This window comes from Morganella sp. BCCO 40_0007 (genome assembly GCF_032989665.1).
Taxonomy (GTDB): domain Bacteria; phylum Pseudomonadota; class Gammaproteobacteria; order Enterobacterales; family Enterobacteriaceae; genus Morganella; species Morganella sibonii.
Window position 1 is genome coordinate 14,664 of sequence record NZ_JAVBIN010000010.1, and the last position, 13,328, is coordinate 27,991.

Sequence of the window (13,328 nt, forward strand, 5' to 3'; positions counted from 1 at the left end):
AATTAATTGAATATAAATACTATTTTATCTAATTTAAGGTGACGGGAATTTGTTGGCAGGGCAGATTATACGGCTGTCCCTCCTTTCTGCTACAATTCCCTCCTGTTCCAGTGTTGAGTCGAGTTAACTGCACGTATGAAATTAAATCCCGGTCAGCAGCAGGCGGTTGAGTATGTTCGGGGCCCCTGCCTCGTACTTGCGGGCGCCGGCTCCGGCAAAACCCGTGTGATCACCAATAAAATTGCCCATCTTATCCGCAATACCGGCTATCAGCCGCGGCAGATTGCGGCGGTGACTTTTACCAATAAAGCCGCGCGGGAAATGAAAGAGCGTGTGGCTCAGACGCTGGGCCGTAAAGAGACCAAAGGGCTGATGATCTCGACATTCCATACGCTGGGGCTGGAAATCATCAAGCGGGAATACAAAGCGCTGGGGATGAAAAGTAATTTCTCCCTGTTCGACGATCAGGATCAGCTCGCGTTGCTTAAAGAGCTGACGTTTGATCATCTGGAAGAAGACAAAGATTTGCTGAAACAACTGATCAGTCAGATCTCCAACTGGAAAAACGCCCTGCTGACGCCGGAACAGGCAAAAGGGCTGGCGCGATCAGAGCGCGAACATACATTTGCCGAGTGTTACCGCCGTTATGAGCTGCATCTGAGCAGTTGCAATGTGCTTGATTTCGACGATCTTATTACTAAACCGACGCTGTTGTTCGCCCGTGATGAGCAGGTGTGCGAACGCTGGCAGCAGCGTATCCGTTATCTGCTGGTGGATGAGTATCAGGATACTAACACCAGCCAGTATCAGCTGGTGAAACTGCTGGTCGGCAAACGTGCGAATTTTACTGTCGTGGGTGATGATGATCAGTCAATTTATTCATGGCGCGGCGCACAACCGAAAAACCTGGTGCAGCTGAGTAAAGATTTTCCGGAACTGCGGGTGATCAAGCTGGAGCAGAATTACCGTTCTTCCGGCTGTATTCTGAATGCGGCGAATATCCTGATCGCCAATAACCCGCATGTGTTTGAAAAACAGCTTTTCTCAAACCTCGGTTATGGTGATCCGATGAAGGTGATCACGGCAAATAATGAAGATCATGAAGCGGAGCGGGTGGTCGGGGAGCTGATCGCCCATCACTTTATCAATAAGACCGATTATAAAGATTACGCGATCTTATACCGCGGTAACCATCAGTCGCGGATCTTTGAAAAAATGCTGATGCAAAACCGGATCCCGTACCGGATTTCCGGCGGAACGTCTTTCTTCTCCCGTCCGGAAATCAAGGATCTGCTGGCGTATCTGCGGGTGCTGACCAACCCGGAAGATGACAGTGCTTTTCTGCGCATCGTGAATACGCCGCGCCGTGGAATAGGACCGGCCACTATCCAGAAGTTGGGTGAGTGGGCCAATACGCGGGACAAAAGTTTGTATCAGGCCAGTTTTGATCTCGGCCTGGGGCAGACGCTTTCCGGTCAGGGACTGGCAGCACTGACGAATTTTACCGGCTGGCTGGCCGATGTGGAAAAATTGGTTGAGCGCGAACCGCTGATTGCAGTGCGTGATTTATTACACGGCCTGGATTATCAGAGCTGGCTGTTTGAAACGTCTGCCAGCCCGAAAGCCGCTGAGATGCGGATGAAAAACGTCGATCAGCTGTTCAGCTGGATGGCGGAAATGCTGGAAGGTGATGACCTTAATGAGCCGATGACGCTGGCACAGGTTGTCACCCGCTTTACCCTGCGTGACATGATGGAACGCGGCGAGGAAGCGGAAGAGCTGGATCAGGTGCAGCTGATGACGCTGCATGCCTCAAAGGGGCTGGAATTTCCGTATGTTTTCCTGGTGGGCATGGAAGAGGGGATTTTGCCGCATCAGTCCAGTATCGATGAGGATAATGTGGATGAAGAGCGCCGTCTGGCTTATGTGGGGATTACCCGCGCGCAGAAATCGCTCTTTTTTACCCTGTGCCGTGAGCGCCGCCAGTACGGTGAACTGATCCGCCCGGAACCGAGCCGGTTTCTCTATGAACTGCCGCAGGATGATCTGCACTGGGACGACGGCAAAAAAGTGGTGAAAACCGCCGAGGAGAAACAACAGACCGGGTTGCGCGGTGTGGCCGGGCTGAAGGCGATGCTGGCAAAGAAAAAGGAAGAAAACGGATGAGGGAATCACTCAGAGCAAAAATGATCGCGGTATGTGATGATAAGATACTGAAAAAAGGTGAAAATACAGGTTTATCGTTTTACGCATTCTTTGCCAATAAAAATGATGATCCGGAATTACTGATGGAAGCCGCTACGTGGTGGATTATGACCCGTAAGTTGGATCACTTTGAAAAGGCTCATAAAATTAAAGCTCTGATAATGTCCGGAAACGGATAATCAGGGCTTATTATCTGTCAGCCGAGGGTAGATGGCTTCTGTTCTTCCAGCATCAGTGACCACTGCACATAACTCTGCCACTGAATTTCCTGCTGTAATGCTTCTGCGCGCAGCGGATGCGATTGCTGCCAGCCGACCGGCAGTGTGACAATCAGCCCTTCGGCAGATGCCCGGATACGCAGCGACGGCAGGGTGTCATCGCGGCGGCGGCTGGCAAAAATAATCGCCAGACGCAGCAGACGACACAGACAACCGGCTTCACGTGGTGTCAGCGCATTTTGCTGATTGAGAGAATGGATATCTAGCGGGCCACTCTGATTGCGCAGCAGCACCGATAACAACCGGCGCTGTGCCGGTGTGAAACCGGGTAAATCCAGATTGCTGACGAGGTAACCGGCATGCTCCGGACCTTTGCGGAAATCAACACTCAGTCCGATTTCATGGATCAGCGCGGCGCTGCTGAGCAGTTCACGACAGCGGATATCCAGTTGCCAGGCGGTTGCCACCTGCTGAAAAAAATGATCCGCTAACTGGCGGACCCGTTTTCCCTGATCCGCATCGATCTGAAAGCGTTTCTGAATATTTTTCAGTGTCCGGGTGCGGATGTCCTGCTCTACCGGCAATTCCAGCATACCGTAGACCAGCCCTTCACGCAGTGCTCCCCCGGCGAGGGTCATGCCATCAATGCCGAGTGTATCGAAAATCGCGATAAGAATGGCCAGCCCGCTCGGAAACACAAGTGCCCGTTCCAGCGTCAGTCCTTCAATCTCCAGTTCTTCAAGTTTGCCGCACTCAATCGCTTTGCGTTTCAGCTGTTGCAGTTTCGGCAGGGTTATTTGTTCATCCATGCCCTGAGCAATCATGATTTCCTGGAGTGCCTGGACGGTGCCGGATGCCCCGACACACACCTGCCAGCCCTGCGCCAGAAGGGCAGGAGCAACCGGTGCGATAATATCGCGGGCAGCCTGTTCGGCACCGGCGAAATTTTCTGTGGTCAGGGAACGATCGGTAAAATAGCGTTCCAGCCAGGTGACACAACCCATCTCCAGACTGAACAGTTCCGTGGTTTTGGTGCCGCTGCCGGTCACCAGTTCGGTACTGCCGCCGCCGATATCAACCACCAGACGTTTGTCTGACCCGCCGGTGGTATGAGCGACGCCCTGATAAATCAGGCGGGCTTCTTCCTCGCCGCGGATAACCGTGACCGGATGGCCGAGGATCTCCGCAGCTGTTTCCAGAAATTCACCGGCATTCCTGGCCAGACGCAGGGTCGCGGTTGCCACCACGCGGATCTGGGAATCCGGGATATCCTGCAGATGTTCTGAAAACAGGCGCAGGCACTGCCAGCCGCGGGCCATTGCTGCCGGTGACAGGATATTATCTTTATCCAGCCCGGCCGCGAGACGCACTTTGCGTTTTACCCGCGACAGTACCTGAATACTGCCCGCGATCTCCCGTACCACCAGCATATGAAAGCTGTTGGAACCCAGATCGATGGCAGCATAAAGCGAGGACGATCTCAGCATGTCAGCCTTCAGCGTTTGGTTCGGTTATTGTTATGACGCGGCCCGTTGCTGTTGCGGCGCGGCATATTGCGGCGGTTCTGACCACCTCCGGTGCGCGGCGGACGACGGCGGCGCTTCGGCACCGGCAGCTCAGTCAGCAGTGCATCGCTGTTGTATTTACTGACCGGAATCGGATGTCCGGTATATTCCTCGATTGCAGGCAGGTTCAGTGCGTACTCTTCACAGGCCAGGCTGATGGAGTGACCACTTTCCCCGGCACGTCCGGTACGGCCGATACGGTGAACGTAATCTTCACAGTCATCCGGCAGATCATAGTTAAAGACGTGCGTTACGGACGGGATATGCAGACCACGGGCCGCAACATCCGTTGCCACCAGAATATCCAGATTACCGTGAGTGAAATCTTCAAGAATACGCAGGCGTTTTTTCTGCGCCACATCGCCGGTCAGCAGGCCGACACGGTGACCGTCAGCGGCCAGGTGTGCCCAGATATCTTCACAGCGGTGCTTGGTATTGGCGAAAATAATGCAGCGATCCGGCCACTCTTCTTCCAGCAGTGTCTGGAGCAGGCGCATTTTTTCTTCATTGGACGGATAGAATAACTCTTCTTTGATCCGGTGACCGGTACGCTGCTCCGGTTCAATTTCAATGTATTCCGGGTTGTTCATCTGCTCAAACGCCAGCTCGCGGACACGGTAAGAGAGTGTTGCGGAGAACAGCAGATTCATACGCTCGGCACATGGCGGCATATGACGGAACAGCCAGCGGATATCTTTGATAAAGCCGAGATCGTACATACGGTCTGCTTCATCGAGAACCACAACCTGAATGGCGCTCAGGTCAAGACGACCCTGTTTGGCGAAGTCGATTAAGCGCCCTGTGGTGCCGATAATCACATCGACGCCTTCATCCAGCACTTTGATTTGTTTGTCGTAGCCGTCACCGCCGTAAGCCAGGCCGGTTTTCAGCCCGGTAAATTGTGACAGAGGTTCGGCATCTGAGTGGATCTGTACCGCGAGTTCGCGGGTCGGTGCCATAATCAGCGCACGCGGCTGATTGATTTTACGGCCTTCCGGTGCCGGATGAGTGAGTAGATGATGAAACGTTGACGTCAGAAATGCCAGCGTCTTCCCTGTTCCTGTTTGTGCCTGTCCTGCAACATCCCGGCCGTTGATCGTCAGGGGAAGTGTCAGCGCCTGAATAGGCGTGCAGTTATAAAAGCCCTTAGAATCAAGTGCTTCTACCACTTTAGTATGCAAGGCGAAGTCAGAAAACTTCTTGTCTGTTAAATGTGTTTTGCTCATATTTAGGTAGAATATCAGTTTAATGTTGCGTTACGGAAGTCTATCCGCTGAAATAGGTAAATCCTATCATTAATTAATGTTAGACTAACCGGGTATCGTACAAATTTTGGAGTGGAACAATGAGCGATAAAATTATTCACCTGACTGATTCCGTTTTCGAACAAAGCGTCTTAAAAGCAAACGGCCCTGTGCTCGTTGATTTTTGGGCAGCCTGGTGTGGCCCGTGTAAAATGATTGCCCCTATTCTAGACGAAATCGCCGATGAATATGCAGGTAAAATCACCATCGCAAAACTGAACATTGATGATAACCCGCAGACTGCGCCACAATACGGCATCCGCGGTATCCCGACATTGCTGCTGTTTAAAGACGGTGCGGTGAAGGCAACGCAGGTTGGCGCGGTATCCAAAACCCAGCTGAAAACGTTTATTGATAACAATATCTGATAGCCGGTTTCAGTCTGTATCGCTAAGATGTCCTGCGGGAACGTGAATTAATCCTTGTTCACCCGCTGGACGTCTTCTCTGAAGCATGATAAGTTAGCGCCAGCTGATCAGGTATCGCCCGAACTTCTTCTGACAGCATAGCATACTGACAACTCTGTAGTGTCTGAAAGTCTGTTATCTCCGGATACATCAAGGTATCCGATAGCCCGGTCCCTGTGTCCGGTTATCCCTCGGAGATAAATCTAATTTGCGGGAATGTCACCCAATTTGTTCTCCCAAATAGGATGTGCATCACATCTTGCCCTGTGCCGGGTGTTCACAGTCAGCCTTGCAGACGATTACCTGGAAATGCAAAAATATTCGTATTAACAGTGAAAATCGGTTTTGTAAAAAATTAACCTGGTAACGATAACGTTACCGTATTATTCACGTTCATAATTCGAGATACACCCCGAGTCAAAGAACCCACCATTATGAATCTTACCGAATTAAAGAATACGCCGGTATCAGAGCTGATTACTCTTGGCGAAAATATGGGGCTGGAAAACCTGGCCCGCATGAGAAAACAGGACATCATCTTCTCTATCCTTAAGCAGCACGCGAAGAGCGGCGAGGATATTTTCGGTGACGGTGTGCTGGAAATATTGCAGGACGGCTTCGGTTTCCTCCGCTCCGGTGACAGTTCATACCTCGCAGGTCCTGATGATATCTACGTTTCTCCCAGCCAAATCCGCCGCTTTAACCTTCGTACCGGTGATACCATTTCAGGTAAAATCCGGCCGCCGAAAGAAGGCGAACGTTATTTTGCCCTGCTGAAAGTTAACGAAGTCAACTTCGACAAACCTGAAAACGCCCGCAGTAAAATCCTGTTTGAAAACTTAACTCCGCTGCACGCAAACCGTCGTCTGCGTATGGAGCGCGGTAATGGTTCAACAGAAGATTTAACCGCCCGTGTTCTTGATCTCGCCGCACCTATCGGCCGTGGTCAGCGTGGTCTGATTGTGGCACCGCCGAAAGCCGGTAAAACCATGCTGCTGCAGAATATCGCAGCCAATATCGCACATAACTATCCTGACTGTGTGCTGATGGTTCTGCTGATCGACGAACGTCCGGAAGAAGTGACCGAGATGCAGCGTCTGGTTAAAGGTGAAGTTATCGCATCCACCTTTGATGAACCGGCTGCGCGTCACGTCCAGGTTGCGGAAATGGTTATCGAAAAAGCCAAACGTCTGGTTGAGCATAAAAAAGATGTCATCATTCTGCTCGACTCTATTACCCGTCTGGCCCGTGCCTACAACACCGTCGTACCGTCCTCCGGTAAAGTACTGACCGGTGGTGTGGACGCCAACGCCCTGCATCGTCCTAAGCGTTTCTTCGGTGCCGCACGTAACGTGGAAGAGGGCGGAAGCCTGACTATCATCGCAACGGCACTGGTTGATACCGGGTCGAAGATGGATGAAGTAATCTACGAAGAGTTTAAAGGTACAGGTAACATGGAATTACACCTGTCCCGTAAGATTGCAGAAAAACGTGTCTTCCCGGCGATTGATTACAACCGTTCCGGTACACGTAAAGAAGAGCTGCTGACTACTCAGGACGAACTGCAGAAAATGTGGATCCTGCGCAAAATTATCCATCCGATGGGTGAGATTGACGCGATGGAGTTCCTGATTAACAAACTCGCGATGACGAAGACCAACGAAGAGTTCTTCGACTTCATGAAACGCTCGTAGCTGTTTGACGACACTTTATGACTGACGCCGCATATATTGTGGCGTTTTTTTTTACCGGTCATGCATGAAACCCCCGTATTACAGGGCATGGTATGTTTCTTGCATGTATTATTTGCCTGGTTATGGCAGGTTCTGCACGGTGATATCCGCCGGCAGGGATAATAAAAATATCTGAAAGGGTTGCTGTGAATCTCACTATGTTAACTGAACTCCTAATCATATTTGTGTTCGCCACCGCTACGGTCTTTGTTGCCCGTAAGGCCGGCGTCGCTGTCGGTTTGGTGGATAAACCCAATTTCCGCAAAAAGCATCAGGGGCTGGTTCCGTTAGTCGGCGGAATTTCTATTTTTATCAGCGTCTGTTTTGCTTTTCTCATCAGTGATGAGTTTATTGCGCATAAATTTATTTATCTCGGGTGTGCCGGTGCACTGGTGCTGGTCGGTGCGCTTGATGACCGGTTTGATCTCAGTGTGAAACTGCGTGCCGGTGTTCAGGCGGTGGTCGCCATCATTATGATGGTATTCGCCAACCTGAAACTCGACAGCCTGGGTTATGCATTCGGGCCGTGGGAACTGACACTCGGGCCGTTCAGCTATGTACTGACTCTGTTCGCGGTATGGGGCGCGGTGAATGCGTTCAATATGGTGGATGGTATCGACGGGCTGCTCGGCGGGCTTTCCTGCGTCTCTTTCGGCGCGCTGGGTATTCTGTTTGCCCTGAGCGGCAACAGTGGTCTGGCATTCTGGTGCTTTACGTTTATCGCCGCCATTCTGCCGTATATCTGCTTTAACCTGGGGCTGTTCGGCCGCCGCTTTAAAGTGTTTATGGGGGATGCGGGCAGTACATTGATCGGATTCACCATTATCTGGCTGCTGACATCGGCGTCACAGGGCGGGGAACCGCATGCGATCAATGCGGTGACGGCACTGTGGATTATCGCTATCCCGCTGATGGATATGGTGGCCATTATGTACCGCCGTCTGCGCAAAGGAATGAGTCCGTTCTCACCGGATCGCCAGCATATTCATCACCTGATTATGCGTTCCGGGTTTACGTCCCGTGAATCCTTTGTGGTGATAACCCTTGCTGCAGCCGTATTGGCAGCTATCGGTATTACCGGACAGGTCCTCAGTTTCGTCCCTGAATGGGTGATGCTGGTTCTGTTCCTGCTTGCTTTTATTATGTACGGCTACTGCATAAAACGCGCCTGGAAAGTGGCCCGTTTTATCAAACGCCACAGACGCCGCGTGCGTCGTAAGTCGGTCACTCACTAAATTTTTAACCACAGAGGCACATGTTGATATGCGTTCAGAAAATACTCCGGACCCGCAACAAACGCAGTATGACCAGGAATTAGATATCCGCGCGTTATTTATGTCGTTATGGCGCGGAAAATTATGGATAGCCGGAATGGCGGTTGTGTTTGCGCTGGTTGCACTGGGTGCCAGTTATTTTATGCAGCAGAAGTGGAACTCCACGGCGATTACCGACTATCCGACAGTTAATAATTTAGGCGGATATTATTCGCAGCAGCAATTTATGCGCAATCTGGATACGCATCTGAATGCCGCACAGGAATCTTCCGCACTGCTGCCGATCCCGAATGAGGCTTACCAGGAGTTTATTACCCAGGCAGCCTCTTACGATACCCGCCGGGATTTCTGGTTACAGACGGATTACTACAAGTCCCGTATGGAAAATGATGCCAAAGCGGATGCGGCATTGCTGGACGAAATGATTAATAACATCACGTTGACCCCGCGTGATGACACGAAGAAACTGGTGAATGACACACTGACGCTGACGGCGGAATCCGCGGCGGACTCTGCGAAACTGCTGAATCAGTATGTGGATTTTGCTAATGCGCGTGCGGCTCAGAATCTGAATGATGAGCTGAAAGGCGCATGGGCAACCCGGACGCAGTCACTGAAAGCGCTGGTGAAACGTCAGAATATGGTGGCGGAATCACTGTATCAGCGTGAAACCGGACAGCTGAAAAATGCTATCGCAGCGGCACAGAAGCAGGGAATCAGCCGCAGCCGGACAGATGTACCGGCGGAAGAACTGCCGTCATCCCAGCTGTTCCTGTTAGGAACGCCGATGTTACAGGCGCGTCTGGAGACACTGGAAGCGGCCGGACCGGAGTTTGACAAAGACTACGAGCAGAATATTGCCATGCTGTCGACGCTGAATGTCGGTCCGGCGCTGGAAGATAACTTCCGCGCCTACCGCTATCTGCGGACACCGGATGAGCCGGTAAAACGTGACAGCCCGCGCCGTGCCTTCATGATGATTATGTGGGGCTTTATCGGTGCACTGACCGGTGCCGGTGTGGCACTGGTTCGCCGCCGTCCGTAAACGGCAGCGGCAGAATAACCGGCCGGGGCGCTGTTCCCGGCCTGTTTTAAGGCGGGTAACCGCCACCGGCCGGAAAGCCGGATATCATATAAAATAAAAGAGAATCTCAGTGAAAGTATTGACTGTATTTGGTACCCGTCCGGAAGCCATCAAAATGGCGCCGCTGGTACATGCGCTGGCAGCGGATCAGGCTTTTGAGGCAAAAGTCTGTGTGACCGCGCAGCATCGTGAAATGCTGGATCAGGTATTACACCTTTTTGAGATCACACCGGATTATGATCTCAATATTATGCGCCCGGGACAGGATTTAACAGATATTACCTGTCGTATTCTTGAAGGTTTAAAGCCGGTTCTGGCCGATTTTAAACCGGACGTCGTTCTGGTTCACGGCGATACCGCAACCACCATGGCAACCAGCCTGGCGGCGTTCTACCAGCGTATCCCGGTCGGCCATGTGGAAGCCGGTCTGCGTACCGGAAATTTGTACTCGCCGTGGCCGGAAGAAGCCAACCGCAAAATTGCCGGACATCTGGCGATGTACCATTTCGCGCCGACACAAAACTCGCGCGAAAACCTGCTGCGTGAAGGGATCAGCGACAATCATATTTTCGTCACCGGCAATACGGTGATTGATGCGCTGCTCGCGGTCCGTGATCGTATCATGCAGGATAAAGCCCTGCTGGCACAGCTGGATGCACAATATCCGTTTATCGACAGCAGCAAAAAAATGATTCTGGTTACCGGCCACCGCCGTGAGAGTTTCGGCGGCGGGTTTGAGCGGATTTGCCATGCCCTGGCGGAGATTGCCACAACGCATCCGGAAGTACAGATTGTCTACCCGGTTCACCTCAACCCGAATGTCAGTGAGCCGGTAAAACGGATTCTGCATGACATCAGCAATATTGTGCTGATCAGTCCGCAGGATTACCTTCCTTTTGTCTACCTTATGAACCATGCTTATATGATCCTGACCGACTCAGGCGGCATTCAGGAAGAAGCACCGTCATTAGGTAAACCGGTTCTGGTGATGCGCGATACCACCGAACGTCCGGAGGCGATTGACGCCGGGACTGTTCGTCTGGTCGGCACCGAAACCGGCACTATCGTTCGTGAAGTAACGCGATTGCTGACCGATCCGGCGGCTTATCATGAGATGAGCCGTTCACATAACCCTTACGGGGACGGAAAAGCGTGCCAGCGTATTCTTGAAGCATTGAAAAACAATCAGGTGACATTATGAGTTTTGAAACTATTTCTGTTGTCGGTCTGGGTTATATCGGTTTACCAACAGCGGCAGCTTTCGCTTCCCGTCAGAAGAATGTGGTTGGTGTGGACGTTAACCAGCATGCGGTTGATACCATTAACCGTGGTGAAATTCATATTGTGGAGCCGGACCTGGGCGCGGTTGTGAAAACAGCGGTGGAAGGCGGTTTCCTGAAAGCGTTCACCAAACCACAGCCTGCGGATGCATTCCTGATTGCGGTACCGACACCGTTTAAAGGTGATCACGAGCCGGATCTGGCTTTCGTGCAGTCTGCGGCGGAATCTATCGCCCCGGTACTGAAAAAAGGTGACCTGATTATTCTGGAATCCACCTCTCCGGTCGGTGCGACTGAGCAGATGGCTGAGTGGCTGGCGGCTGCGCGTCCTGATCTGACATTCCCGCAGCAGGCGGGTGAAGAATCTGATATCGATATCGCCTATTGCCCTGAGCGTGTACTGCCGGGTCAGGTGATGGTTGAACTGATTAAAAACGACCGTGTGGTCGGCGGGATGACACCAAAATCCTCAAAACGCGCCAGTGAACTCTATTACATCTTCCTGGAAGGTGAGTGTGTCATCACTAACGCACGTACCGCAGAGATGTGCAAACTGACCGAAAACAGCTTCCGCGATGTCAACATTGCGTTTGCGAATGAATTATCACTGATTTGTGCTGATCAGGGCATCAATGTCTGGGAACTTATCAGTCTGGCAAACCGTCATCCGCGTGTGAATATTTTACAGCCGGGTCCGGGTGTCGGCGGCCACTGTATCGCGGTTGACCCGTGGTTTATCGTGGCACAAAACCCGAAACAGGCCCGTCTGATCCACACTGCCCGTCTGGTCAACGACGGCAAACCACTGTGGGTAATTGATCAGGTAAAACAAGCGGTTGCTGATTGTCTGACTGAAACCGGCAAACGTGCTAACGAAGTCACCATCGCCTGCTTTGGTCTGGCATTCAAACCAAACATCGACGATCTGCGCGAAAGCCCGGCGGTTCAGGTCACCAAAATGGTCGCTGAATGGCATGCAGGGAAAACCCTGGCCGTTGAGCCGAACGTGCATGAACTGCCGAACAAACTGAAAGGTCTGGCAGAGCTGGTCTCTATCGAAAAAGCCATTACTGATGCGGATATCATCCTGCTGCTGGTGGATCATACCCCGTTCAAAGGTATTCCGGGCAGCCAGATCCCGCAGAAATGGATCATTGATACCAAAGGAGTATGGCGTTGAAACGTATTTTAGTGACAGGCGGAGCCGGTTTTATCGGCTCTGCGGTTGTGCGTCATATTATCCGTGACACCGCAGACAGCGTGGTGGTGGTTGATAAACTGACCTATGCCGGTAATCTCGAATCACTGGCACCGGTAGCCGATTCTTCACGCTATGCCTTTGAGCAGGTCGATATTTGTGACCGCGCGGCGCTTGACCGCGTGTTTGCACAGTATCAGCCGGATGCCGTGATGCATCTGGCGGCGGAAAGTCATGTGGATCGCTCTATCGACGGCCCGGCGGCATTTATCGAAACCAACATTGTGGGTACTTACACACTGCTGGAAGCGGCACGCCATTACTGGACTGCTCTGGATGCGGAGAAAAAATCCGCATTCCGTTTCCACCATATTTCCACCGATGAAGTGTACGGTGATCTGGAAGGGCCTGACGGCTTTTTCACCGAAACCACACCGTATGCGCCGAGCAGCCCGTACTCTGCGTCGAAAGCCTCCAGTGACCATCTGGTACGCGCCTGGCAGCGGACTTACGGCTTCCCGTCCGTCATCACTAACTGCTCAAATAACTACGGGCCGTACCATTTCCCGGAAAAACTGATCCCGCTGGTTATTCTCAATGCGATTTCCGGTAAACCGCTGCCGGTCTACGGCAAAGGTGAGCAGATCCGTGACTGGCTGTTTGTGGATGACCATGCCCGTGCGTTATATACCGTGGTGACACAGGCAGCTATCGGTGAAACCTACAATATCGGCGGCCATAACGAACGCAAAAATATTCAGGTGGTGGAAACTATCTGTGATTTGCTGGAAGAGCTGCATCCGCAGAAACCGGCCGGTGTCGCGCAATACCGTGACCTTATCACCTATGTGACAGACCGTCCGGGGCATGATCTGCGTTATGCGATTGATGCTGACAAGATTGCGCATGATCTTGGCTGGCGTCCGCAGGAAACGTTTGAATCCGGCATCCGCAAAACGGTGGAATGGTATCTGAATAATGAAACCTGGTGGCGCCGGGTGCAGGACGGCTCGTATGCCGGACAGCGTCTGGGACTGGGACAGGATAAGTAAGAGGCTGG

The 13,328-nt window shown here is 52.1% G+C and carries 11 protein-coding genes; 9 read left to right on the forward strand and 2 right to left on the reverse strand.

Annotated features, from left to right (window positions below):
- The first annotated feature begins 135 nt into the window (after positions 1-135).
- Positions 136-2,166: a DNA helicase Rep gene (gene rep / locus R5268_RS12890; RefSeq protein ID WP_046894205.1), complete on the forward strand. Its 2,031-nt coding sequence runs from the start codon at positions 136-138 to the stop codon at positions 2,164-2,166.
- Complete coding sequence (locus R5268_RS12895) at positions 2,163-2,384, forward strand: DUF6500 family protein (RefSeq protein WP_182106164.1); 222 nt, start codon at positions 2,163-2,165, stop codon at positions 2,382-2,384. Before rep ends, R5268_RS12895 begins: the two co-directional genes overlap by 4 nt.
- 17 nt (positions 2,385-2,401) lie before the next feature.
- On the opposite strand, the gene gppA is transcribed toward R5268_RS12895, so the two are convergent.
- Together gppA and rhlB are read right to left on the reverse strand one after the other, a co-directional pair.
- The gene (gene gppA, locus R5268_RS12900; RefSeq protein WP_317419597.1) at positions 2,402-3,910 is read right to left on the reverse strand and encodes a guanosine-5'-triphosphate,3'-diphosphate diphosphatase; all 1,509 of its coding nucleotides are present in this window, start codon (positions 3,908-3,910) and stop codon (positions 2,402-2,404) included.
- A gap of 8 nt (positions 3,911-3,918) precedes the next feature.
- A complete protein-coding gene (gene rhlB / locus R5268_RS12905) occupies positions 3,919-5,214 on the reverse strand; it encodes an ATP-dependent RNA helicase RhlB (RefSeq protein WP_107680509.1) in 1,296 nt (431 codons plus the stop codon).
- Positions 5,215-5,333: 119 nt separating this feature from the next.
- On the opposite strand from rhlB, the gene trxA reads away from it, so the two are divergent.
- The 7 genes from trxA (at position 5,334) to rffG (ending at position 13,320) form a co-directional block, all read left to right on the forward strand.
- Entirely contained in the window at positions 5,334-5,660 is a 327-nt protein-coding gene (gene trxA, locus R5268_RS12910; protein ID WP_046894209.1) for a thioredoxin TrxA, read from the forward strand.
- A 473-nt stretch (positions 5,661-6,133) separates the two neighbouring features.
- A complete protein-coding gene (rho, locus tag R5268_RS12915) occupies positions 6,134-7,393 on the forward strand; it encodes a transcription termination factor Rho (protein WP_046894210.1) in 1,260 nt (419 codons plus the stop codon).
- A 197-nt stretch (positions 7,394-7,590) separates the two neighbouring features.
- A complete protein-coding gene (wecA, locus tag R5268_RS12920) occupies positions 7,591-8,667 on the forward strand; it encodes a UDP-N-acetylglucosamine--undecaprenyl-phosphate N-acetylglucosaminephosphotransferase (RefSeq protein WP_107680510.1) in 1,077 nt (358 codons plus the stop codon).
- Positions 8,668-8,695: 28 nt separating this feature from the next.
- Complete coding sequence (wzzE, locus tag R5268_RS12925) at positions 8,696-9,751, forward strand: ECA polysaccharide chain length modulation protein (RefSeq protein ID WP_046894212.1); 1,056 nt, start codon at positions 8,696-8,698, stop codon at positions 9,749-9,751.
- A 109-nt stretch (positions 9,752-9,860) separates the two neighbouring features.
- On the forward strand, positions 9,861-10,991 hold the full coding sequence (gene wecB, locus R5268_RS12930; RefSeq protein ID WP_052926753.1) for a non-hydrolyzing UDP-N-acetylglucosamine 2-epimerase: 1,131 nt from the start codon (positions 9,861-9,863) through the stop codon (positions 10,989-10,991).
- On the forward strand, positions 10,988-12,250 hold the full coding sequence (wecC, locus tag R5268_RS12935; RefSeq protein ID WP_054425268.1) for a UDP-N-acetyl-D-mannosamine dehydrogenase: 1,263 nt from the start codon (positions 10,988-10,990) through the stop codon (positions 12,248-12,250). The genes wecB and wecC overlap by 4 nt, the downstream gene beginning before the upstream one ends.
- Positions 12,241-13,320 carry a dTDP-glucose 4,6-dehydratase gene (gene rffG / locus R5268_RS12940; RefSeq protein WP_187143535.1) on the forward strand — a complete coding sequence of 360 codons (1,080 nt, stop codon included), beginning with the start codon at positions 12,241-12,243 and terminating at the stop codon, positions 13,318-13,320. Before wecC ends, rffG begins: the two co-directional genes overlap by 10 nt.
- Positions 13,321-13,328 lie beyond the last annotated feature (8 nt).